Source organism: Cytobacillus sp. EB106-05-05-XG126, assembly GCF_058791715.1.
This window is the reverse complement of record NZ_JBYTDU010000001.1, coordinates 642773-664937: the sequence shown is the minus strand read 5'-3', so window position 1 is coordinate 664937 and position 22165 is coordinate 642773. Positions and strand designations below refer to the sequence as shown.

Here is a 22165-nt window from a genome sequence, read left to right as displayed (position 1 = left end):
GCCATAATCAACCAAATTCTCCTTTGTTCATCCATTCCCAGGCCATGTCCCTTGCATACGAATCATCCGAGGTATCCAGTACAATCTGCAATTCTTCATTTCCGCGAGGGAACATCATAATGGATTGCCCAGCCTGAGATCTCACCCACCAGGAACGATCATGAAGAAGGTCGAGTAAATGTGGCATGAGTTCAGGTTCCTTTAATGAACCGAAGAGCTTCGCAGCCATCATCCTTTCCTTCCAATCCTCGGAATGACGCAAGTCCAGATAGGGTGATATATCCTTAACCATCCCTAGTGAAGAAAGTGCCTTTACTGCTCTTAAACGAGTCTCCCCATCATAGCTGGCATAGACTGACTCAATGAAATGTAAATATCTTAATTCTTTTCTTATTCCAGCAGAATCTATTATGGCGTATTTCAATGGGTTTGCAGCACTATGGAAATCTGAAATTAAACGACTGAACAAGTTTTCATTCAGCCGGAGGATGATATTCCTTAATTCACCGTCCGATAGATTTTCACTATTATACAGAAGAAGATCAGGAATTCCTTCGAATTGAAATGCCGCAAGTATTCTCAAGGATTGTACCCTTTCATCATGTGATATTTTCTCTTTTATAGCTGATTCCAAAACTTGAGGCTGTAACTCAATGAAATGCAGATCTTCGATAGTGTAGAGTGCGTTCATTCTAGTACTCCACCTTCTGCTCTTCAACTGTCTCTGAAAGTAATTTCTCAGATTCCTGTCAGCAAACTCCCTGAGTTTTCCCGTTTCCTCTTCTCCTGTTAAATTGGCTGCGAACTTAGACAAAATCTCTTCTGCAGCCTTCTTTTTTATATCATTATCCAAATGAAGTTGCCGGCTTATTTCTCCTTCTGAGATAAATTCGAAGATCAGCGGGCTAAGGGTTTCAATGCATTCATTAATTTTTCTGCGCTCTCGATCTTCCAGCCATTTTCTTATGACAAGGTACAACAGAATGAGAAGCAGTAATCCAGAAATGACAGCAGCTAATAGACCGAGGAAGAATATTTCATTCTTCAGCATTTAGATCAGCCTCTTAATTAAACGCTGAATTCTAGCTTCCAGTTCTGTAAGACTAAATGGCTTTGTCACGTAATCTTCAGCTCCGAGTTTCAGTGCACGTGCTATATCCTGCTCACTTTTTCGCCCTGTCAGCATAAGAACATGAATGTCCTTAGCTCTCTTCGACTTTTTCATTTCCTGCATAACCTCAAGACCATCCATTACAGGCATTATCCCATCAAGAACCAGAAAATGGGGCCCCTTTTCTTCTATACGATTTGAATGCAGAAATTTTCGCCCGTCTTCAAATGCCTGGATATCCAAGTCTGCATGATCGAACTCCATATTGCTGAGAACCTTAGTGAGCATCATTCTAATAATCGAGTCATCGTCAATAACGGAGACATAAAGCTTTTTTTTATGCTTTGCAATAGGATCGGCTTTACCTATTTCCACTCTTGCTTTTCCCTTTTGTTTCGCTTCATATAAAGCCTGGTCAGCAGCCCTTACAATGGTTTCTTTCTCTATCCCCGGCTGATCGACCATAAAAACTCCTGCAGAAAAAGTAACGCTAAATGAATTGCCGCACTGTTCAAACCTCTTTTCCGAAAACCCTTGTAAAATCTTTTCAAGGGCTATTTTGCTCTCTGAATCTGTAGCGCCAGAGAATAAAACGACAAATTCCTCGCCGCCATATCGGAACACATAATCTGTTTGCCGGACATTTTCTTTTAAGTACTTTGCAAATTCAGCAAGGACTGTATCACCTGCCGGATGGCCATATGTATCATTAATGTTTTTGAAAAAATCAAGATCAAGTATAGCCAGTGAAAAGGTCCGATGATTTCTGGACAATTCATTCATAAATACTGCTAAACTGTCTTCAAAAAACCTTCTATTATATACTCGGGTTAATTCATCTAGCATTGCAGATTGATCAAATAATTTCTTATTTGCTAAGTGCCTGTCTATCTTTAATAGAAATTCCTCTATGTCAATCGGCTTAGAGATGAAATCATCTGCACCCATTTTATAGGAGTTTAATCTGGTTTCCCGATCATTGCTTACACTGATCATTATCTTTGGAACATACTTATTTCGAGTATGTTTCTTTAAACTTTCCAAAAACTTAAAACCACTTTCCCCTTCCAAATTAATATCTACTATTAAACAATCTGGGCGATGGTCATAATACTGCTCTGCTGCAACCTCCAGCTCAGTACTGGCAATAACCATCCAGCCCCTGCTTTCGAGTGCATCTTTCAGAAGAATCAGCATGGAAATATCATCATCAATCAGCTGAACAAGAGGGGCATTTTCCACCCTTATCGGAGCCTGCTGCTTTAAAGAGCTTTCGAAATGCTCATACTCATAGCTCATCTCAATTAAATCGAAAAGATAATTTCGCAAAGCCTCCTTATCCCAATCCTCTTTTTCATCCATATCTTCAATATCCAAGATCAGATTATCGGCCAGCTGATGGAGCCCGGTGAGCTGCAGGGTTCCAGCAGTGCCCTTTATGGAATGCAGGAACCTGTATACCTCTTCTTTTTTTATATTCTCAGACAGATTATTTTCAAACCAGTCTGTAATCTGCGTTTTTATTTTCTCAAATAATAGAACTTTATATTTTTTCAGCTCCATTACGTACACCTCGTTTAAAAAAGTAGCAATTGGTCAAAAGTACTTTTTCTATTTTTAAATAAGACTATTAAACCTAAAATAACAAAAATCTTCCATATCATTAGTCTAAAGCATTAGTAATAGGCTTTCAAACCTGGATATGTCCTTCTCTTCCTCATGAACAGCAAAAATAGCATTACTTGTCTAAAAGCCTGTTGAGAAAAATTGGATCCAATATACTATAGAGGATAATGATATTGATTGTAAATAAACTGTTACATTTTTTAATGGCTTTTTTTTCCGCTTAAGATACTTATGAATAGCATGGTAAATCTTTGACAGATTTTTGGTCTCTGCCCAGAGAAAAACCCAATTCCGGCATGAATTGGGTTTTACATTTTTGGAGCACCTGGAGCGTAGTAATACGGCGGCACCTTCAGCCATCCGCGCTTCCTCATGAGTGTTTTTAAAGTAGCTCCGAACATTGTCCATTCTAAAAAGAATTCAGTCCACATATTGCCTGCATCATTACGGACAGAGTCTGCTTGTCCTTTAGCACAGGCAGTGGAACATGTTACTAGCTTAAATGCGACCCCATTGGTAATTTCATCATCTGTCAGCTTAACGCCTAAAGGAATCTCATTTGGAGCTGAATGGGGTTTTGCTGAGGTCACGTCAGGTAAAGGAATTCCTTCTTTTCTCATAAACGTGCTTAATCTCTTGACCTGTGACTCACATATTTTTACTACATCGGTAAGCATTTCTTTCACTTCGTCATCAGAAGTCGTGTTTAAGCCAATTTCTTCGTATCGTATGAATTCCTCCACCAATGCCAAATACGTCCACATGTCTCCAACTTCAATGACATGCAGAGGTGATTTAGGTTCATTGGTATTATCAAACGCAATTCTGAGCATATTAAAAATTGCTTCTAATGGATTAGGCATCTATTTTTACCTCCTATACTGTATAGGTTGTCTACAGAATGGTGAAAAATGCATAGTTTTCGTCAGATTCTCAGCCTGAATAGCACAGGAGGAACAGCTTAGGAAACCTTTCCAAAAACGGATGGACGACTGGAAGCTACACTAGAATGAATGGGTGATAGGTATGGCATTTGAAAAAGGACTGTCCAGGTCTGAACAAGCATATGAACAATATACGAATATTAGCTCTGTATTCGCGGAGATTGTGAAGGACGAATTTATCAATACGTGGCAATGGTGGGCAGGACTTGCATTGTTTATCATTCCCTGGCTGATCTGGTTTAAGTATAGAAAAAAAGACAGCACCGGACGTCTTCTCCTAGCTGGGTTTATAGTCATCATATTGTCTCTTATTATCGATTTAGCTGCATTATCTTTGGGATTATGGACATACCCTATGATCATTATTCCACTGGCACCTTTTTTATTTTTGCCATATCACTTTTCATTAGCACCAGTCGGAATCATGTTTGCCCTTCAAATAAAGCCTGAAATGAATAGCTTGTTAAAAGGAATACTCTTCTCTGCCATTGGAGCTTTTGGAGGGATGAATTTCTTTAATGCCATCGACTTTTATGATCCAAAAAACTGGTCTACTTTATATGATTTTGTCATCTTTCTCACTCTTTATTACTGCGGGTACTGGATAACGAGAATGGAGAGTTTTCAAGGTCTGGAAAAAGAAACAGGAAAAAAATAAAAACTTTCCTTTTTATCAGAAAGTCTTTTTTACTATTGGTTTAGTAATCATAGGCGCTGCTTAACATCCGGTATGGCTGTGATTTGCCCTGCCGCTTCTCTGAATGAAGCAAGGCTTCTCGCAATCAGGAATTGAGCAGAGTAGTAAGTGGTCATGATAAGCACATCTGAATAAACAATGTCTGAAACAAACATATTCCATGAAAGGATGGAATCAGAGATTACAAACAAAATGCTTCCCGCAATGGCCAGCCTGTTCCCGGTTAGGATGGCTGATAACGCCATTAAGGAAATGACCAGCATATAAGCCATAACCGGAATCACTAATGCAACATTTCCTGCTCCGGACAAGGAAGCAACCAGCTGGCTGCCAATGATCAAAGAATACAAGCCTATCGGGATGATGGCTGATATGCGGAACTTTGTCATCCGGGACATCTTCAAAAAACCAGTCAAATAAAATAGATGCCCAACAAGAAAAGCACCAAGCCCGGCAACAAACGAAACAGCAATGAATCCATCACCAAGCATGCAGAAAAACAGGCCGATAACGATTAAACGCAATGGCGGCCCAGGGCTGGCAGGGAGTTTTTGCCATGCATAAAAAATAATGAGTCCCATAGGAATCAGCTTAAAGGTAACTTTGATTGCCAGTGGCTCAGAAGGAACAATGAAAATATACAGTATAGCCATTAATCCAATTAAAATTGGAACCAGCCGGTTATTCAAAATTATTCAACCTCCTTGTGCCGCGTATTAAACCCGTTCCAGTTTTTTAAAAGGCTTTGGCGGTAATTCAACTCGGATTTCATCGCCCGGCTTCACTTCCCCGCTCTCCAAAACAATTCCCATTATGCCGGCCTTTCTAATGAGGTTCCCATTTTCATCCTTCTCTATAACTGCATTTAAAAGCCCAGGCTGAAATTGATCGATCTGAGCACAGGGATTCCGCAGTCCTGTTATCTTGATCATAGCGGAATGACCCAGAAACAAGATTGAGTTTACGGGCAATTCAAGAAGATTAATTCCGGCTGTTGTAATATTCTCACCCATTTGTCCAGGTTCAATAGGGAACCGGACTGCTAGCTCCTCAAATAACTCACTGTGAATTAAATGAACCTGTCTTAGATTCGGCTGGTCAGGGTTTTGTATCACTCTTGATCGGTGTTTAACTTTTGAACCAAAATGGGCATCCCCTTCCACCCCTAACCCCTTTACCAGTTTTATGATATTTTGATTTTTTTTACTGAAAGTATGCTTTTTGCTTAAGCTTACCGCTATGACTGTACCCACAAGTGAAAATTTCTTTATTTCATCCTGCATTTAATCCACACAGCCTTCCTTTTCTTTTCTTTAGACTCCTGTTACTTATTTATTCCATAAAGAATTAATTAGTCCTTCACTCCCTCAACATTGTTTGAAAACGATAAGTTAATAATTAATCCTTTCCTAATATCCTTATAAAATCGCACATATAAAAATAAGAAAAGACATAACTAACTCGTTCATATGCCGTGGAGGAAAACGGGATAAAAGAATTCGATCAGATTGTCAAAATGGGGTCTTTTCAAGTTATATGGAGGCACGAATTATTTTTTCTTTTTGCATGTTACCTAATCGTAATTATATTAGCTAAGGTGTTAACGGACGTTTTTTATGGACAGAGCGTAAATTTAGTAATAATGATCATTCACATTAAATGTGGAATGCCGGTTGTGCAATAATACCTGTTGCCTTTTTGTGACTTTGCATGGAGTAAGATTTACACAAAAAAAACTGCCGTTATGGCAGCATTTTTTAAGGGAGATAGTAAGGCGGTTTGCAGAACATCATCAACCTTCAAACTCAGATAAGTTCCGATTATTCTTCAATCGATCCAATTTTTTAATAAACCCAACAAATCCTCTTATCGTGAATAAAGTGAAATTCACACTCCCAAAGGTGTGGAAAATGGACCATTTCCTCCACTTGAACAGTCTTGTGTTTTTCTCAAAATACCATTGGGCGATGCTCATTGGGACACTGAATATCAAGCTTTTGAGAAAGATAACTCTTAAATTGTCATTGTAAGAAATCTTAACCCAAATCACACTTAAGAGCGGGAAAAACAAAATATCATAAATCAGGTTGGTTTTAAAAATTCTTGAAAAAGGGCGGACCGGATATTCTACTCTTTTCGTGCCAACAACATAGGCATCAATCAGAGTAGCCAGAACGCCTTTCGAGAAAAAAATAACTAAAGTCTCCCTCATTTTTTTCCCTTTAAACAAAAATGGAACAGAAAAAATGCACAATCCGAGAAGCAGGTTTAATAATTTTTTCTCCATATATGATCAGCCTTTCCTATTACAGATATTACTAAATTCACCCACTTTGAATGTATTTATTCCTAAAGCATTGCACCTAAACACTTCTTATAAAAAAAGGCTGCCAATTGGCAGCCGGAATAATAATCATATAGGAATTATTCATTTTAATGATGGTGATGATGTTCATAGCCATGTTCTTCCGCATACTTACGGAAATTTTCCAGGTCCTGCATTCCTGTTGAAGTGCCATCGAGAGCCTGGTTCATTCGCTCCAGCAGGACGGATCTCAGCTTTGGATGGTAGCCGAAGTATTCAGCAATATCAATGGAAATATGAGGATAGCTTTCTTTAAACTGTTCGGCCATTTTGTTCATTCTTTCCATTAAAATGCCGGTAAATAAGAAATAGGGCAGCATGATGATTCGTTTGGCCCCCAGTTTAATGCAGCGGTCCATACCATCTTTGACGGTTGGCATTGTGACCCCCATGAAGGCACATTCAACGGATGATACATTTAACTTTTCCCACAGCAATCTGCTTATCTTATAAAAATCTGCATTGGCATAGGGATCACTGCCGCCTCGTCCGATTAATAAAATAGCTGTATCTTCATGTGTTTGATTTACATCAAAACCGGTTTCAGCAAGTCTTGTTTTTAATATTTCAAGAACTTCCTCATGAACTCCTATCGTCTGGCCATAGGTAAACTGAATATCAGGGAAGTGCTCTTTGGCATGTTCAATTTCTGCCGGTATGTGCAGTTTGGAGTGTCCGGCATGCAATAAGATGATGGGAATGACATGGATTTCATCTGCCCCTTTTTCAGCACAAAGCTGAATGCCATCTTCTATATTGGGGGATGCAAATTCTAAGAAGCAGGTTTCTACCAGAAGGGCTGGGTCAATGTCGTTTCTCATTTGATCGATGAATCGGCGGACTTCGTTATTCCCTGCCTCCATCCTGCTGCCATGCCCGACAAATAAGACAGCTTTTTTCATTGGCCCTTTTCCTTTTTTGTATTTATCAATTCCTTTAATGCGGCTTTCATTGCGTTTGCGTTCGCCGTGTTCCATTGAATAGATGATGGACTCTTCTTTCACTGCTTCATGAACGATGCTTCGGGCTGTTTCTTCTTGCTGGACTGAATACCAGGTTCCTTTTGGGTAATCAATGACGACGCATTTGTCTTTGCAGCGGCCGTTGCAGCGTGTACGGGATGTGTGAATATGCTCGTCTAATCGGTTTTTCCGGATTTCATCACGTATTTGCGTTGTGACTTCTTCTGCGCCTGCACTCATGCAGGTTGCGCCGTTGCATATTAGCAGGTGGCGCTGCATTTGTGTTAGGTTCCAGGTTGTCATTGGGTGACCTCCCTCTATTAAATTTTGCTTATGAATAATGCCCGTTGATTTCCGCTGCGGGCACTTGCTTTCCGCGGGGAGGAACGGGAGCCTCCTCGGCTTCGCCTGCGGGGTCTCCCGCTCCCTCTCCTCCCGCAGGACATTGAATAATCTCCCTTGAATCCTCACCGCACGAAGAAAATGCGAATGCATTTTCGAGGATCAAGTGCCCTCCGCTCCAATCAACTCAGCGGATAAATTTAGTTCAAAAATCCACAAAATCGCATAATCACCTAATTCCTAAAAGCCTCCGGATAAAATCCTTTTGCCAAAACCTCCAGCGCTTCCGCAACACGAACTCCTTCAGATGCTGCTGACAGCGGCAGGATGACAAAGTGTTCGTTTTTCACAGCAGGTGTCTGGCTTAACGCCGGGTCTTTTTTAAGGAACTCTATTTTTTGTTCCGCAGTTGTTGATCCATAATCTATTACTACTATGACATCAGGCTGGCGTTCTACTGCATCTTCTTTTGAGACGGTGGCCCAGTTTCCTTTTACATCACCAAAGACATTGTGGCCGCCTGCCATTGTGACAAGTGTATTCATGAAGTTTTGTGTGGCGGTGAATACATCGGTTTCGCCGCTGTCGTAAACCAGGACATCCAGCGGCTCTTTTACTTCCGGCAATTGGGTAGTAATGGCGTCAATTTCTTGATTCATTTGATCAATTAGTTTTTCACCGCGTTCTTCCACCCGGAAAATTTTTGCGATATTGCGGATGTCACTATAGATATCTTCCAGGGTGGGTGCCACTTTAACAGATGAAGATTGTAAGTAGCTGTTAATGCCTAATTCCTTTAGTTCTTCACGTGTTGCAATGTTTTTCTCATTGAAGGCACTTTCCCAGCCGCCGTATAGAAAGTCTGCTTCTTCTGAAATGACTTGCTCTTTTGATGGATATTGTTCTGCCAGTACTGGAACTTTGCCGTATGCCTCCTGTAATGGCTCATAAATTTCGTTATCCAAAAATGCAGTACCGGCCATGGAATCTTCTAAATCAAGTGCCAGCATGATTTCGGTTACATGCTGATTCAATGAAATCGCACGCTTTGGCGCTTCTTTGTATTCATTCACAAAGCCTTCATTTTCAATAACCACTTTCTCCGTTTGCTCCGCTTGATCACTTTTCACCTGTGCTGTATTTGCTTCTTCTGCTGAGCATGCGGCTAATAATAATGCTGCCGCTAAGAAGAGAAAAGCCCAAATTCTGCGATTTTTCATGTTCGGCGGTCCCTCGATTCAATTTCATCTTTTGTGTAGAAAAATAAATGAAGTTTTTTGGTAAATGGATTTTTCGATACACCGGCCTCCATATGGAAGACTTCCTTCAATGTCTCTTCTGTCAAAACTTGCTCAGGTGTCCCCGACATATATAGTTCTCCATCATTCATGACAAGGAGTTCATCACAATACCCGGCTGCCAGGTTTAAATCATGGAGCGCTGCCACAATCGTTATCGGCAGATCCTTTACCAAATCCATTAATTGATATTGATGTTCAATATCCAGATGATTGGTCGGTTCATCCAGAATTAATATGTTTGCCTGCTGTGCCAGGGCGCGTGCGAGCATCACCCGCTTCTTCTCGCCTCCGGATAATTGGTTAAACATGCGGTTTTCCAGGTGAATCACATTTGCAAGCACCATGCTTTCTTCTGCAATGGCAAAGTCCTCCTGATTGTCAGCGGAAAGCCATTTCTTGTAAGGCATCCGCCCCATCATGACTAAATCTTTTACCGAAAAATCAAAGAGTACCGGAGTTTCCTGACTGACAACAGCTAACTCCTGAGCAAGCTTTTTCTGCGGAATATCGAGAATATCTTTTTCATTTAACGTCACGAAACCGCTCGTTTGTTTTAAATGACGATAAATGATTTTGAGCATTGTCGACTTTCCGCTGCCATTCGGTCCAATGATGCCAATGAATTTTCCCTGTTGCACCGAAAAAGTTATATTATTTAAGATTTGCTTGTCCGGCACTGAAAAGGACATATTTTTGACCAGGATCATCACTATTCACCGTCCCCAAAAGAATAACGCTTTCGCCTGAGCATCCAGATAAAGAATGGGCTTCCGCAAATGGCGGTAATAATCCCGATTGGCATTTCTTCAGGCGCCAGCACCATACGTGCGGCCATATCCGCCCAAACTAAGAAAATGGCACCGATCAGGGCGCTTATTGGCAGAACCAGTTTGTAATTAGACCCCACCAGCATCCGCACGATGTGAGGAACAATCAGCCCAACGAAGCCAATGCTTCCGCTGACAGCCACGACCACACCGGTCAGAAGAGATACAAAGAGAATGATAAAAATTCGAAACCGGTCCAGATTAACGCCAAGTGTCGCGGCCGTTTCCTCTCCAAGCAATAATGCATTAAGCTGCCGATAATTCATGAGCAGCAGCATAAAAACGAGCAGCAGTGAAAAAAATGGGATGCCTAGATTGGACCATTTCGCGCCAGCCAGACTGCCGAGCATCCAATGCATGACCGCTTGAATGCCGCCCTGATGCTTGGACATCATCAGCATAAAATTGGTAATGGCGGATAACACCATCGAAACCGCAATCCCTGCCAAAAGCAGACGAATGACCGATATTCGTCCATTCACGCGTGCTAAAAAAAACACAATCATGACCGCAAAAATGGCACCTAAGAATGCGGCCAGGGAAATGGCATAGACGCCCAGCAAGCTGAATGCACCAAATAAGATAACAGATGCAGCTCCAACAGATGCACCGGATGACACACCCAGAATGTAGGGATCTGCGATTGAATTCTTTACTAATGCTTGAATGGCTGCCCCGCAAATGGCCAGTGCGGCACCTACTATGGCCGCAAGTACAATACGGGGGAATCGTATATCCCAAATAATAACCGCCTGTGCCTTAGAAGCATCTGCTGCTATGAATATACCCAGCTTGGAGAACAGCACTTCCCAAATAAGGCGCGGGGTAATGTCCACAGATCCCACCATCACAGCAAAAGTCATAGAAGCAAGCAGCCCCGCCCCCAGTGCAGCCAACAGTAATGCAAACCGTCCCCTTGTCATATATGCTTCACAGGCTCCCAGCTGATGATAGCTGCATGGAATGGGTAACGGTACACATACTGGCCGTCCTCTTTGACAATAAATTGTTTCAATGAAGCTTCCACATGTGCCTGCTCAAACCGGGGAGACAAGATTTTCTTGCTCTGGGTATCAATTAACTGCTGCCATGTATCATAACGATGCTCCCGCTCAAGCTTTATCATTTCACAATCTGCATAAATGCCTAACTGGTACAGCATGTTGACGATCATGATATAATCCCGGCGCGGGTATTTAATGTCATAGCCAAACCGCTCATCCAACAGTACGTAATGCGGCTGAATAGGGCCAGTCGTTAAGCCGATTATGGCACGCTTTTTTGCCAGCCTGTTCATTTTCTTCAATGCTTCATTCATTTCATACATTCGATAAAAGCAGTTCACCCCCACCACGATATCATGCGGCTCCAATTGTGCTTCTTCCCATTTACTGTGGACAAACTGGATAGGGGCATCCTCTTCAAAGTACTGCTTTAAGTATGCGAGCACACTCTTTGAACCATCCACCAGAGTTAAACTTCCGACATCCTGGCTGAGCGGAAAGGTATAGTTCCCCCATCCCGGACCGAATTCTATACAGCTTGAGTCTTCCGGGATATGCTGCTTCATTTTTTCGTAGATCCTTTTGGCATACTCATCTGTTTGCTTGTATCTTTTTTTCTTCATGGATTGCATCCAAAAGGCTTCCTCCAGCTCATCATCAACCATTCGCTCCGGCATCCTGCCATGCCAATCCAGCATGCCTTCCTTCCAGAGCTTCTCAAAATCGTAATGCAAATGGGATTCTTTTATCATTGATATTCTCCTCAATTTCCAAAAAACCTAACTAGATACAGGGTCCTAAATACTCGGGATGAGCTGCTTAAAATTCCAGCCCCTTCAAGGCTTTAACATCCTGTTCGGCATAATAATGTTTGGTGGCATCGATGGTAGACACTAAATCGGCCAATTCGAGAATGGCTGGATGTGCAGAACGCCCTGTGATCACCAAATGCATCGATTCAGGACGGTTTTGAATGGCCTCCAGCACCTCAGATAATGGCAGCACATCGGCAATGGGAAAACGTGTAATAGCCAGGGCATTATTCAGTTCGTCCAGCACTAACACATCTGTTGTTTCATTTTTTAATTCTTCTTTTACTGTCTGCCAGGCGGTCGCAAGTGCTTCACGGTGCTCCTCCGGTGTTTTCGTCCATGTAAATCCGATTCCCAGCTGCACAGTTTCAACACCCAGTTTCCTGAGGGCCAGCTGTTCACCATATGTACGATCCGGTGATTTAATAAATTGAAAATATTTCACCTTCATGCCCCGGCCAATTGCCCTTAATGCGACACCAAGCGAGGCGGTTGTTTTTCCTTTTCCATCTCCTGTATAAACCAGCAGCATTCCTTTTTGTGGCATAAACCATTCCTCCTTACAGCCAAGTTGTCTTTTCAGCAAATGGGGTACGCTTTTTCTCGGAAGCAATTTCTTCTGCCGGGTAGCCGATGCATAGCGTTCCCACTAATTGCTCCTGGCCGGATGCACCGATAAAATCATGCAGTGCGGTATCATGCACCAAGCCAACGCCTCTTGTACGCCATACCATGCCTAATCCCAGCTGTTCGGCCATCAGCCACATCGACATGATCGCACTGCTTACGGCAAAAACATTATCTTTAGTTGCCCCTTCATCTCCTTCCACTATGGCGGATGTCACGACGATGATCAGTGGTGTTTTCGTGATGGCTACCATGGAGCTTTTCACTAAATGCGGCTTCGCCGGAAAGCGTTTTTGCAGATAATCAAGTGCAACCTGCTCGTAGCGTTTTAAACTTTCTCCCTGCAATACATAGAAATGCCATGGCTCACGCATGCGGTCATTTGGTGCATATGTGGCTGCTGCCAATAATGTTTCGATTTTATCCCGTTCTACTTCGCGCGATTCAAAGTTTCGAATCGCACGCCGTTTTTTCAAGGCTTCTAACATAATTCATGCTCCTTTTCTATAAACCAGGCAATTTGATCCCGTATTCCAACCACATCTCCAACCAAAATCATCGATGGATTCGAGATGCCATGAACCTTGATATCCTCTGCAATATTTTCGAGCGTTCCCGTAATCGTCCGCTGATTGGCAGTTGTGCCCCACTCAATAACAGCGGCTGGGGTTGTTCCGCTTTTGCCATTGGCTATTAAGCTTTTCGTAATGTGAGCAATGTTGCCAATGCTCATATAAAAAGCGACCGTGTCAATTTGAGCAAGCGCAGACCACTTTAAAAAGTCCTGCTCCTTTTCGGCGCGGCCATGGCCTGTCACAATGGCAAAGCTTGCCGCGTGATCACGATGTGTCACAGGAATCCCTGCATAAGCAGGCGCAGCAATCCCGGCGGTTATACCAGGAACAATTTCAAAGGGAATACCTGCTTCCCGCAAAATGGCTGCTTCTTCTGCGCCACGTCCAAATACAAAAGGGTCACCGCCCTTTAAGCGCAGCACCTGCCTGCCCAGGTTTGCCTGTTGTACCAGGACCTGATGGATTTCATCCTGAATCAATCCATGCCTGCCCGGCTCTTTCCCGCAATAAATCAGCTCTGCATCTGCTTTTGCATGTGTTAATAACTCACTATTCACCAGACGGTCGTATAAAATTACATCAGCCTGCTGAATGCACTCCAATCCGCGAATTGTCAGCAGTTTAGGGTCACCAGGTCCCGCTCCTACAATATATACAAATCCGCTCACTGTTCTTCTCCTATCCGCAGGTGAAGCCATGCTTCACACTTCTGCACATTGCCTTGCTCCATCCACTCCAAAAGTTGAGGATTCAAAAGCTCTGCCAACAGCTGCTTTTTTTCATTGCCGGTAAACTTCTCTAAGATTCGCTGACGGGCTTCCTTCAAAAAAGATACATACTGGGCGTAATGCTCTCCATATTGCTCTGCTAATTCTGACTTCACTTTGCGGGTCAGTCCGGGGCTTGCGCCCGATGTAGATACCGTCAAAACGAATTCACCGCGGCGGACAACTGCGGGATTAATGAAATCAACACGTCCCTTTGCATCTGCACGGCTAAGCAATTGCCAATGCTGTGCGGCTTCTTCCACTGCATTGTTTACTTCTTCGTCGTTTGTGACAGCGAATATCAGGGCAGCGTCATCTAAATCAGCCGGCTCGAAGGATTTTTCTTTCCATGTCACCAGCCCTTCATGGATGTACTGCTGCAATTTTTCAGTAACCTCCGGGCTGATCACAGTTACTTGGGCTTTTGTCGGCAGCAGCGCTTCAGCCTTCTGGCGTGCCACATGTCCGCCACCGACAATAACCACCTTTTTATAATCAAGATTCATTAATAACGGGAAATAATTCATATTCTGCCTCCAAACAAGCTGCCAGCCAATTTTTCACAAGCTGAGGATTCGATGCAAAATGAAAGTGTGTATAGCCGGCTGCAAGATTATCAGTTAAATAGCCTTCCTTCTGAGAGCGGAAGCGGCCTTTGCTAAAGTAAGCCGGTGATGAGTGCTCCCCTTCATATGCCGAGTAATGGAATTCATGCCCTTTTGCCTGCTCTCCTTCATTCATCAGGAAGTTGCCCGGAACACCTGTAATCTCCCGATATCCGAGGGCAGCCAATTTATCCTGCATCCTGACCCGGCCCGGAATCACACCGGCCATCGGGAATGCCTGTCCTTTTCGATCCACGATTTCTTCTGTTAAATACATAAAACCTCCGCATTCTGCCAATGTAGGCAGCCCCCGCTCCATCGCGGCCTTTATAGATAGCTTGGCTGCCTCATTATTAGCCAATGCTTCAGCAAACTCTTCCGGGAAGCCGCCGCCGATGTAAAGCCCTTGCGCTATTTCAGGAACTTCCTCGTTATCGAGCGGAGAGAAGAAATGCAATGTGGCACCATGGGCTCTCAGCAATTCTAAGTTTTCTTCATAATAAAAATTAAAGGCCGCATCTCTGGCAACCGCAATATGTACTCCATGTCTTTCCGGCTGAGCATCAAAAATCGAAGAGGAAACCTCCAGGACCTGGGCTTTCGTTAGTTCCAGAAGCTGATCAATATCGACTGTTTCTTCAATCGCTTCTGCCAGACTTTCAAAATAAGAATCTAAATCACCGCGTTCTATGGCTGGCACCAGCCCCAAATGACGGCTTGGCATCTCGGCTACAGCTCCTTTTGGGAGATAGCCAATGACAGGAATTCCGCATTCTTGTTCAATCGCTGATTTGACAATATCAAAATGGCTTTTGCTTCCTAATTGATTGGCAAGGACACCAACGATATAGGAGCTTTCATCAAGCATTTGAAAACCTTTGACAATCGCAGCCGCACTTCTTGCCATACTTGCCGCATTGACAATTAAAATGACGGGACTTTTTGTAATCCCGCTTATATGGGCGGCAGATCCTTCATTGGATAATGGTGATTTGCCGTCATAAAAGCCCATCACTCCCTCAATCACTGATACGTCTGTATCATGGCTTGCTCTTGCTACAATGGCACGCACGGTATCATGGGACATCATGAAACTATCAATATTTCGGGAAGGGCGTTTGGTGACAGCTGTATGATACGTTGGGTCAATATAATCAGGGCCGCATTTAAAGCCCTGTACGGTTAACCCGCGCTTCATGAGCGCACGCATAATACCGATGGTGAAGGTTGTTTTTCCGACACCGCTTCCAGTTCCGGCCAGAACAAATCGATTCATCCTCTTCCCTCCTCAAAATTGACGCGTGCAACGCTGATGGTCACATTGCCGCTTTTCTTTTTCTCCAGCAGCAATTCCTTCGCATTTGCATACCTCATGGCCGCCGGCTCACTGACCCCATACGCGCCTGTATATTTAAAAACGGTGTCCGACGGATTCTGCATCGGAATCTCATTCAGCTCTTCAGGTGTGTATGTCACAAACGGCCAGTTATATTTAGCTGTTAATTCCAGCAATCCTGCCTCGTCTTTTTTCAGATTAATAGATGCAATCGCTTTGACGCTTTTTTTGCTCAAACCTAGCTCCGCCAATGTTTCATCAATTACTCCTTCAATCTCTGCCATTGACGTGCCTCGATTGCAGCCAATCCCAAGAACTATTGATTTTGGACGGTACAGGACCCCGTTCTCAAGCAGCGACTCTTCATACGGTACTAGAATGCGATCTGTAATAAGCAGTGTTGCTTGAGGCTTTGCCTTGATGGCTTCCTCTATAGATTGATAAATTTTTAGATTGTCCGGCATTTCCCGGTCGTACATCCACCAATTTTTTTCCCCGGTTTCCTGCACGATCGCCACATGCTCTTCATTGACAACCGATGCACTGACAGGGGTTAATTTTTCTTCGCTATCCCACATCCACCCAAATTGGGCTCCAAATAAATCGACGGGAATTGTTTTTTGAACATCTGATGCGGTGGTCACAACGGGCACCGCCCCAATCGCATGGGCAAATTCATGTGTTAATGCATTGGCACCGCCAATATGGCCGGATAATACGCTGACGACATACTGGCCTTTATCATCAACCACCAGAACGGCAGGGTCCGTCTTTTTATCGATCAAAAGCGGAGCAATCATGCGGACGACAGCACCGAGAGAAATAATGCAGATAATCCCTTTATACTGCTGGAACAATGCGGGCAACAATAGGCGGACCGTTCCATCAAATAATTGAATCTGCCGACCTTCTTCATCGCCCTGTTCGAATTTTTTCATATAATACAGGTCAGCATAAGGGAATTTTTCCGCATAGCTTCTCGCATGCGCCACCCCATGCTTTGTAATGGCAACAAGGGCATAGGGTTTGCGCTTCTCAATTACCGGTATTTCACCTTCGCGCAAACTAATCATTCGCAGTCACACCTTTGCGGAAGCCATGTGTGAACGTTTTATCATATAGCTTCGAGCGGTATTCTTTTTCATGGATATGCGGATCCAATGCCCATCCTGCCAGAATCATCGCATGCTTGCGGATGCCGTTGACACGCATTGCTTCGTCCAGCTCAGACAGTGTGGTGCGGACAATTTTTTGATCCGGCCAGGAAGCCCGCTGCACAACCGCAACGGGTGTATTGTCTGCCCAACCGGCTGCCTGCAGTTCTTTTGTGATTTTCTTTGTTAAGGTCGCACTTAGAAACATCGCGATGGTACAGTGATGGCTGGCCAATGCCTGTAATTTTTCACGCTCCGGCACTGGTGTCCGCCCTTCAGCCCTTGTTAATATAAGCGTTTGCGTTAAATCCGGAATGGTCAGCTCTGCCCCGACTGCTGCTGCGGAGGCAAAAACAGAACTGACGCCCGGCACAACTTCACAGCTGATATCGTGCTGCTTCAATAGTGCCACTTGCTCCATCGTTGCCCCGTACATGGCCGGGTCGCCTGTATGTAAACGTACAACCGTTTTGCCTGCATGGACTCGTTCAGCAATGCAATCCACCATTTCTTCGAGATGCATCCCGGCTGTGCGGATAATCTCTGCCGACTCCTTGGCTTCCGCCACCAAGGTCTCGCTGACAAGGGAGTCGGTATACATAACAACATCAGCTCTATTTAATAGTTTTAAGCCTTTTACCGTAATTAATTCGGGATCTCCTGGTCCTGCTCCGATAATCCAAATTTTTTTCATTTGCGCACCACCATACATGACAAGTAATTTAATTCAGCTCCCCGGAGCTCATGGACATTCCATATGACTTCATCGTCAGATGTAACCTTTGTTACAACATGTGTTTTGTCCAATAAATCCATTTCCTCCAGCAGATTCAGCATATCGTCCAATACCTTTGCTACTTTAATGAACACAATCGCATCATGAGATTCAATCACCCGCCGCATTTCCTCCATATTCCCGGTTGCCGGAATCATTGCGACATGGTCATCGCCATCAGCCAAGGCAATTCCTAAGCGATTAACAGAACCATTAAAGGACGAGATGCCAGCTACCGTTTCAATTGGAACATCGGGATGCATCGTCTGCATCAGCTTCATTAAATGGATAAATGTGCTGAACAGCATCGGATCCCCTTCCGTCACGAATGCGACATCTTTTCCCTGAGACAGAAAGCCATATATTGCTTCTGCGGATTTTGTCCACTCAGCCCTTAGTGTATCTTCATCTTTTGTCATTGGAAAAACCAAGCCAAGCATTTCTTTTTCTTCTGGGTTTATATACATGTCAACGATGCGATGGGCGTAGGATTTACTGCCTCTTAATTTTTTTGGATATGCAACAACCGGGCTTTCCTGCAATTTGCGGAATGCTTTTACCGTGATTAATTCCGGATCTCCCGGCCCGACTCCTAATCCATATAAAGTTCCGATTCTCATTTAGTTCTTTCCTTTCTTTGCAGTCACAATAAAAATGGGATTTAACGGCTCAAAGCGCGTTAAATGCAGGATTGGCTTACTTTTTGAAATCTGCGCCTGCATTACGGATACTTCGCAGCCCAAATTTTTCAAATGCTGCATCGCTTCTGCGAGATTTTCGATCGTGGCAATATTCATAACGAGCCGGCCATTTGACTGCAGCCGTGAAAGGCATGTCCGCAATAAATGCTCCATATTGCCGCCATTTCCGCCAATAAAAATCGCATGCGGATCAGGAAATTCATCCAGCCCCTCAGGTGCCTTTCCAAGGACCGCAGTGAAATCTGTCCGATGCTTTAATTGATTTTCAATGCAGTTTTCCAGGTCGCCCTCATTCTTTTCAATTGCATATACGGCACCTTCCCGGGCTATTTTCGCTGCTTCAATTGCAACGGAGCCGGTGCAGGTACCGATATCCCAGACGATGCTGTTTTCCTTCAGCTCTAATTCCTGCAGACAAAGAGTCCTGATCTCCTTTTTCGTAATCAGGCCTTTATCCGGCTTTCTCTGTACGAACCTGTCATCCGGAATTCCCAGTGAGGCACGCTCCACAGCCATACGCTGCTTTAAAATCACCACATTCAATGGGGAAAAGAATGTTTGCTCCATTTCGTCCAAGGTGAAAAAGCGGCAGCGTTCATCTTCCCCCTGCAGATTTTCAGCAACAAAAGCATCATACTCCGTCATGCCGAACTTCTTTAAATACGCTGCAATGGCCTGAGGTGAATTCTTCTCATCTGTTAAAATAGCAATCTTTTTCCGCCCGTCAATTCTTTGGGCGAAGCCTTTAATAGATCGTCCGTGCAGGCTGACAATATACGCATCCTGCCAGCTCTCCTGCATTTTTGAAAAAGCGAGCTGAACAGAGCTTGTATAAGGATAAATCTCCAATGGAAGCTTTTTTGCTAATACACTGCCAAGCCCGTAAAACAGCGGATCACCCGACACCAAAATAACCGTATTGCGTGTTTCCTGCTGCAGGTCAGCCGTTAAGGCCGACAAGCCGCCTTTAATTACTTTTTTCTCTCCATTAAATTCCCGGAAAAATTGCAAATGGCGTTCCCCGCCGACCAGGACATCACATTCATGAATCCAGTCTATATATGTGGGAAGCAATCCTTCCGCGCCATTATCCCCGATACCAATCATCTTCATCCAATTTGTCAATATTCTCAGCCTTTCCTAGACAGCTTCCGTTCATGGCATACAGAGTTGTCGAAACTTTGACGCTTGCGTTCATATGATTCAGTGCATAATAGCAGCAGTTTCGGCAAAGGGCTTCAAAGAATTCTTCCTTTGCCTGAAGGATTTCACCAACCTGTGAAGCCGTATTTGCCTGTAAAATGTCCTGCTGAAATTCCTCATTGACACCCACTTTATTGGCCATACCTGCTAAAAACTCGAAGCTGACTGGTGCACTTTTCGAGTGCACCATCATGACTCCCTGTGCAACCTTTGAGAACTTCCCCATCATCCCTACTAGTGAGACTCTGGGAATCTTCTTCCTTGCAATATTTTTCAATGTAAAACCGACGAAGTCGCCCATTTCGATAAAGGCTTCTTCCGGCAAATGAGGGTACTGCTTCATGGCAAATTTTTCACTGCGTCCGCCCGTTGTAATGACTAAATGCTCACATCCTGCTTCTTTTGCGACATTAATCGCCTGAGCGATACTTGCCATATAGGCGGAACTGGAAAATGGCACTACCGTTCCCCTTGTACCTAATATCGAGATTCCTCCGATAATTCCTAATCGGCCATTCAATGTTTTTTCAGCTATTTCTAAACCGTCCGGAACCGAAATGACCACATCAATGCCCCGATTTACTTTATATTTGTCCATTGCTTCCTGGACGACACCATGGATCATTTTACGCGGCACAGGGTTGATCGCTGCCTGCCCTACCGCTACTGGCAAACCGGCTTTCGTGACCCGTCCCACACCGATCCCGCCATCTAAATGGATGCCTTCTTTTTTGGCATATGTGACCGTACTTTGAATTCGTGCCTGATGTGTGGCGTCCGGGTCGTCCCCTGCATCCTTGATCGTTTCGCACATGACCCGTCCATCTGACCGATCAAAAGCCGTCACTTTAAAAGTGGCATACTGGCCAACCGGCAGATAAATCGTTACTTCATTTGGCACCTCTCCGGTCACAAGCGCCTGCAGTGCTGCCTTTGTCATGGCTGCGGCACAGGCACCAGTCGTATAGCCGTGCCGCATTTGAGATGGATCTTTTTTATTTCGCTGCTTTTGCCCGTTCATCCGCCATTATCGAAATGGCATTCAGCGCAGCGACCGTCACTGTACTGCCACCCTTTCTCCCTGCATTCGTAATAAATGGGATTCCTTCAAGCACGGCCAGCTCTGCTTTGGACTCTGCCGCTGATACAAAGCCGACTGGCATGCCAATAATCAAGTCTGGTTTTGCGAGCCCTTCTTTCACTAAACGAATCAATTCCAGGAGCGCTGTTGGCGCATTGCCAATGGCATAGATTCCTCCTTCATGCAGACTCGTTGCTTTTTGCATGGAAATGATCGCACGTGTTGTCCCCTGAGCCTTCGCTTCCTTTGAAACATCTTCATCCGCAATATAACAATGCAGGTCCCCGCCATGCTTTTGGAATCGCTTGCGTCCTGACCCGCTTTCTATCATCTGCACATCTGCCACGACATGACGGCCCGCTAAAATGGATTGAATCCCTGCTTCAATGGCATCCTTTGTAAAAATCATGCTTCTGCCCAGCTCGAAATCGGCCGAGGCATGGATAACACGCCGAACCACCAGCCACTGCTCATCTGTAAATGGATGCTCGCCCATCTCCTCTTTAATAATCGCGAAGCTGTGATCATAAATTTTATCCGGATCTACCGTTAACGGTACAAATGTGGTATTAAAGTTCATGTTTGCCATGTGTATAATCCTCCCAATTTTTGAGTCACTTCTTCGAAAGAAGTGCAAAAGTTTTCATATACGAGCGGGGGCCGCTTAATCAAAATAACAGGAATCCCCATCTCCAGAGCAGCGGTCATTTTTTCATCCACCGATCCCACTTTGCCGCTTTCTTTCGTAATCATCAATGTCACATCGTATTGCTCACAAAGAGCTTTGTTTAATGATTCGGAAAATGGTCCCTGGATCGCAATAATGTCCTTTTGTTTAACGCCAAGCTTATGGCATTTTTCCATGTTTCCTATGTTTGGAAGCATCCTGCATACAAGCCGGATCTCATCACGCATTAAATAGTTTGTGAAGATTTCCAGTGTTTTGCTGCCGGTTGTCAGCATGATTGTCCCTTTATGCGATTGAGCCAATTTTGCTGCTTCCTCATAGCTTTCAGCTTCAGTGATAAGCGGTGAGGTAAACTGTTCATTTGGCCTTTCGTAACGTATGTATGGAATGCTGCATGCTTTAGCTGCTGCCATGGCCGTTTTTGACGCTTCCTCCGCATAGGGGTGACTGGCATCAATCACAGTGGTCATCTCTTGCATCTGAATCAGTTCAATCATGTCATTTTCTGACAGCCGCCCCACTTTAAAAGAAATGCCTTCAGCTTTCAAGCTGTCTGCTGCCGATTCTGTGACAACGGTTGCCAATAAAGGATAACCTTGATTTTTCAATTGAATGGCTAATGCTCTCGCATCACTTGTGCCTGCTAAAAATAAAATCATGAG

24 protein-coding genes are annotated in these 22165 nt (G+C 44.0%); 1 reads left to right on the top strand and 23 read right to left on the bottom strand.

Annotation, left to right across the window (positions count from 1 at the left end; all coding sequences use genetic code 11):
- Positions 1-7 precede the first annotated feature (7 nt).
- The 3 genes from AC3WTL_RS03305 to AC3WTL_RS03295 form a co-directional block, all read right to left on the bottom strand.
- Positions 8-1051, bottom strand: coding sequence for a HEAT repeat domain-containing protein (locus tag AC3WTL_RS03305; RefSeq protein ID WP_252218327.1), 1044 nt, complete (start codon positions 1049-1051; stop codon positions 8-10).
- Positions 1052-2674, bottom strand: coding sequence for a GGDEF domain-containing response regulator (locus AC3WTL_RS03300; protein ID WP_492369000.1), 1623 nt, complete (start codon positions 2672-2674; stop codon positions 1052-1054).
- Between the two features lie 371 nt (positions 2675-3045).
- Positions 3046-3600, bottom strand: a complete 555-nt coding sequence (locus AC3WTL_RS03295; RefSeq protein ID WP_222500870.1) for a DUF3231 family protein — start codon at positions 3598-3600, stop codon at positions 3046-3048.
- A gap of 163 nt (positions 3601-3763) precedes the next feature.
- On the opposite strand from AC3WTL_RS03295, the gene AC3WTL_RS03290 reads away from it, so the two are divergent.
- Complete coding sequence (locus AC3WTL_RS03290; RefSeq protein WP_222500871.1) at positions 3764-4339, top strand: CBO0543 family protein; 576 nt, start codon at positions 3764-3766, stop codon at positions 4337-4339.
- Positions 4340-4386: 47 nt separating this feature from the next.
- Here the strand turns inward: AC3WTL_RS03290 and AC3WTL_RS03285 are convergent, their stop codons facing one another.
- From AC3WTL_RS03285 to cobK, 20 genes are all read right to left on the bottom strand, one after another.
- Positions 4387-5067, bottom strand: a complete 681-nt coding sequence (locus AC3WTL_RS03285; protein WP_222500872.1) for a lysoplasmalogenase — start codon at positions 5065-5067, stop codon at positions 4387-4389.
- Positions 5068-5094: 27 nt separating this feature from the next.
- On the bottom strand, positions 5095-5661 hold the full coding sequence (locus AC3WTL_RS03280; protein ID WP_222500873.1) for an MOSC domain-containing protein: 567 nt from the start codon (positions 5659-5661) through the stop codon (positions 5095-5097).
- 509 nt (positions 5662-6170) lie between these two features.
- Positions 6171-6665 (bottom strand): CBO0543 family protein, encoded by a 495-nt coding sequence (locus AC3WTL_RS03275; protein WP_197249689.1) that lies wholly within the window; start codon positions 6663-6665, stop codon positions 6171-6173.
- A gap of 146 nt (positions 6666-6811) precedes the next feature.
- Positions 6812-8008, bottom strand: a complete 1197-nt coding sequence (locus AC3WTL_RS03270) for a CbiX/SirB N-terminal domain-containing protein (protein ID WP_197249688.1) — start codon at positions 8006-8008, stop codon at positions 6812-6814.
- Between the two features lie 272 nt (positions 8009-8280).
- A complete protein-coding gene (locus AC3WTL_RS03265; RefSeq protein ID WP_197249687.1) occupies positions 8281-9267 on the bottom strand; it encodes an ABC transporter substrate-binding protein in 987 nt (328 codons plus the stop codon).
- Entirely contained in the window at positions 9264-10055 is a 792-nt protein-coding gene (locus tag AC3WTL_RS03260) for an ABC transporter ATP-binding protein (RefSeq protein WP_252222411.1), read from the bottom strand. The genes AC3WTL_RS03265 and AC3WTL_RS03260 overlap by 4 nt, the downstream gene beginning before the upstream one ends.
- A gap of 2 nt (positions 10056-10057) precedes the next feature.
- On the bottom strand, positions 10058-11098 hold the full coding sequence (locus AC3WTL_RS03255; RefSeq protein WP_252218334.1) for a FecCD family ABC transporter permease: 1041 nt from the start codon (positions 11096-11098) through the stop codon (positions 10058-10060).
- Positions 11095-11931, bottom strand: a complete 837-nt coding sequence (locus AC3WTL_RS03250) for a class I SAM-dependent methyltransferase (RefSeq protein WP_252218335.1) — start codon at positions 11929-11931, stop codon at positions 11095-11097. The genes AC3WTL_RS03255 and AC3WTL_RS03250 overlap by 4 nt, the downstream gene beginning before the upstream one ends.
- Positions 11932-11998: 67 nt before the next feature.
- Positions 11999-12538 (bottom strand): cob(I)yrinic acid a,c-diamide adenosyltransferase, encoded by a 540-nt coding sequence (locus tag AC3WTL_RS03245; RefSeq protein ID WP_197215984.1) that lies wholly within the window; start codon positions 12536-12538, stop codon positions 11999-12001.
- 13 nt (positions 12539-12551) lie between these two features.
- Positions 12552-13106: a nitroreductase family protein gene (locus AC3WTL_RS03240; protein ID WP_252218338.1), complete on the bottom strand. Its 555-nt coding sequence runs from the start codon at positions 13104-13106 to the stop codon at positions 12552-12554.
- Positions 13100-13861 (bottom strand): uroporphyrinogen-III C-methyltransferase, encoded by a 762-nt coding sequence (gene cobA, locus AC3WTL_RS03235; RefSeq protein WP_252218340.1) that lies wholly within the window; start codon positions 13859-13861, stop codon positions 13100-13102. Before cobA ends, AC3WTL_RS03240 begins: the two co-directional genes overlap by 7 nt.
- Positions 13858-14487 (bottom strand): precorrin-2 dehydrogenase/sirohydrochlorin ferrochelatase family protein, encoded by a 630-nt coding sequence (locus AC3WTL_RS03230; protein WP_252218342.1) that lies wholly within the window; start codon positions 14485-14487, stop codon positions 13858-13860. The genes cobA and AC3WTL_RS03230 overlap by 4 nt, the downstream gene beginning before the upstream one ends.
- Positions 14456-15841: a cobyrinic acid a,c-diamide synthase CobB gene (locus AC3WTL_RS03225; protein WP_252218344.1), complete on the bottom strand. Its 1386-nt coding sequence runs from the start codon at positions 15839-15841 to the stop codon at positions 14456-14458. Before AC3WTL_RS03225 ends, AC3WTL_RS03230 begins: the two co-directional genes overlap by 32 nt.
- Positions 15838-16974: a cobalt-precorrin 5A hydrolase gene (locus AC3WTL_RS03220; RefSeq protein ID WP_252218346.1), complete on the bottom strand. Its 1137-nt coding sequence runs from the start codon at positions 16972-16974 to the stop codon at positions 15838-15840. The genes AC3WTL_RS03225 and AC3WTL_RS03220 overlap by 4 nt, the downstream gene beginning before the upstream one ends.
- On the bottom strand, positions 16967-17749 hold the full coding sequence (gene cobM / locus AC3WTL_RS03215; RefSeq protein WP_252218348.1) for a precorrin-4 C(11)-methyltransferase: 783 nt from the start codon (positions 17747-17749) through the stop codon (positions 16967-16969). The genes AC3WTL_RS03220 and cobM overlap by 8 nt, the downstream gene beginning before the upstream one ends.
- Entirely contained in the window at positions 17746-18450 is a 705-nt protein-coding gene (gene cobI / locus AC3WTL_RS03210; protein ID WP_252218350.1) for a precorrin-2 C(20)-methyltransferase, read from the bottom strand. The genes cobM and cobI overlap by 4 nt, the downstream gene beginning before the upstream one ends.
- Positions 18451-19644, bottom strand: a complete 1194-nt coding sequence (cbiE, locus tag AC3WTL_RS03205; RefSeq protein ID WP_252222414.1) for a precorrin-6y C5,15-methyltransferase (decarboxylating) subunit CbiE — start codon at positions 19642-19644, stop codon at positions 18451-18453.
- On the bottom strand, positions 19619-20755 hold the full coding sequence (locus AC3WTL_RS03200; protein ID WP_252218352.1) for a cobalt-precorrin-5B (C(1))-methyltransferase: 1137 nt from the start codon (positions 20753-20755) through the stop codon (positions 19619-19621). Before AC3WTL_RS03200 ends, cbiE begins: the two co-directional genes overlap by 26 nt.
- Positions 20730-21395, bottom strand: a complete 666-nt coding sequence (locus tag AC3WTL_RS03195; protein ID WP_252222417.1) for a precorrin-8X methylmutase — start codon at positions 21393-21395, stop codon at positions 20730-20732. The genes AC3WTL_RS03200 and AC3WTL_RS03195 overlap by 26 nt, the downstream gene beginning before the upstream one ends.
- Positions 21392-22162: a precorrin-6A reductase gene (gene cobK / locus AC3WTL_RS03190; protein ID WP_252218355.1), complete on the bottom strand. Its 771-nt coding sequence runs from the start codon at positions 22160-22162 to the stop codon at positions 21392-21394. Before cobK ends, AC3WTL_RS03195 begins: the two co-directional genes overlap by 4 nt.
- Positions 22163-22165: the final 3 nt, after the last annotated feature.

Excerpts from the sequence above, each read along its gene's own strand:
- AC3WTL_RS03280 (WP_222500873.1), bottom strand. The coding sequence starts at position 5,661 with ATGCAGGATGAAATAAAGAAATTTTCACTTGTGGGTACAGTCATAGCG.
- cbiE (WP_252222414.1), bottom strand. The coding sequence starts at position 19,644 with ATGAAGATGATTGGTATCGGGGATAATGGCGCGGAAGGATTGCTTCCC.
- AC3WTL_RS03225 (WP_252218344.1), bottom strand. The coding sequence starts at position 15,841 with ATGAATCGATTTGTTCTGGCCGGAACTGGAAGCGGTGTCGGAAAAACA.
- AC3WTL_RS03290 (WP_222500871.1), top strand. The coding sequence starts at position 3,764 with ATGGCATTTGAAAAAGGACTGTCCAGGTCTGAACAAGCATATGAACAA.
- cobK (WP_252218355.1), bottom strand. The coding sequence starts at position 22,162 with ATGATTTTATTTTTAGCAGGCACAAGTGATGCGAGAGCATTAGCCATT.
- AC3WTL_RS03200 (WP_252218352.1), bottom strand. The coding sequence starts at position 20,755 with ATGAACGGGCAAAAGCAGCGAAATAAAAAAGATCCATCTCAAATGCGG.
- AC3WTL_RS03305 (WP_252218327.1), bottom strand. The coding sequence starts at position 1,051 with ATGCTGAAGAATGAAATATTCTTCCTCGGTCTATTAGCTGCTGTCATT.
- AC3WTL_RS03230 (WP_252218342.1), bottom strand. The coding sequence starts at position 14,487 with ATGAATTATTTCCCGTTATTAATGAATCTTGATTATAAAAAGGTGGTT.
- AC3WTL_RS03250 (WP_252218335.1), bottom strand. The coding sequence starts at position 11,931 with ATGATAAAAGAATCCCATTTGCATTACGATTTTGAGAAGCTCTGGAAG.
- AC3WTL_RS03195 (WP_252222417.1), bottom strand. The coding sequence starts at position 21,395 with ATGAACTTTAATACCACATTTGTACCGTTAACGGTAGATCCGGATAAA.
- cobM (WP_252218348.1), bottom strand. The coding sequence starts at position 17,749 with ATGAAAAAAATTTGGATTATCGGAGCAGGACCAGGAGATCCCGAATTA.
- AC3WTL_RS03300 (WP_492369000.1), bottom strand. The coding sequence starts at position 2,674 with ATGGAGCTGAAAAAATATAAAGTTCTATTATTTGAGAAAATAAAAACG.
- AC3WTL_RS03220 (WP_252218346.1), bottom strand. The coding sequence starts at position 16,974 with ATGATTAGTTTGCGCGAAGGTGAAATACCGGTAATTGAGAAGCGCAAA.
- AC3WTL_RS03260 (WP_252222411.1), bottom strand. The coding sequence starts at position 10,055 with ATGATCCTGGTCAAAAATATGTCCTTTTCAGTGCCGGACAAGCAAATC.
- AC3WTL_RS03265 (WP_197249687.1), bottom strand. The coding sequence starts at position 9,267 with ATGAAAAATCGCAGAATTTGGGCTTTTCTCTTCTTAGCGGCAGCATTA.
- AC3WTL_RS03240 (WP_252218338.1), bottom strand. The coding sequence starts at position 13,106 with ATGTTAGAAGCCTTGAAAAAACGGCGTGCGATTCGAAACTTTGAATCG.
- AC3WTL_RS03275 (WP_197249689.1), bottom strand. The coding sequence starts at position 6,665 with ATGGAGAAAAAATTATTAAACCTGCTTCTCGGATTGTGCATTTTTTCT.
- AC3WTL_RS03245 (WP_197215984.1), bottom strand. The coding sequence starts at position 12,538 with ATGCCACAAAAAGGAATGCTGCTGGTTTATACAGGAGATGGAAAAGGA.
- AC3WTL_RS03270 (WP_197249688.1), bottom strand. The coding sequence starts at position 8,008 with ATGACAACCTGGAACCTAACACAAATGCAGCGCCACCTGCTAATATGC.
- cobI (WP_252218350.1), bottom strand. The coding sequence starts at position 18,450 with ATGAGAATCGGAACTTTATATGGATTAGGAGTCGGGCCGGGAGATCCG.
- AC3WTL_RS03295 (WP_222500870.1), bottom strand. The coding sequence starts at position 3,600 with ATGCCTAATCCATTAGAAGCAATTTTTAATATGCTCAGAATTGCGTTT.
- AC3WTL_RS03255 (WP_252218334.1), bottom strand. The coding sequence starts at position 11,098 with ATGACAAGGGGACGGTTTGCATTACTGTTGGCTGCACTGGGGGCGGGG.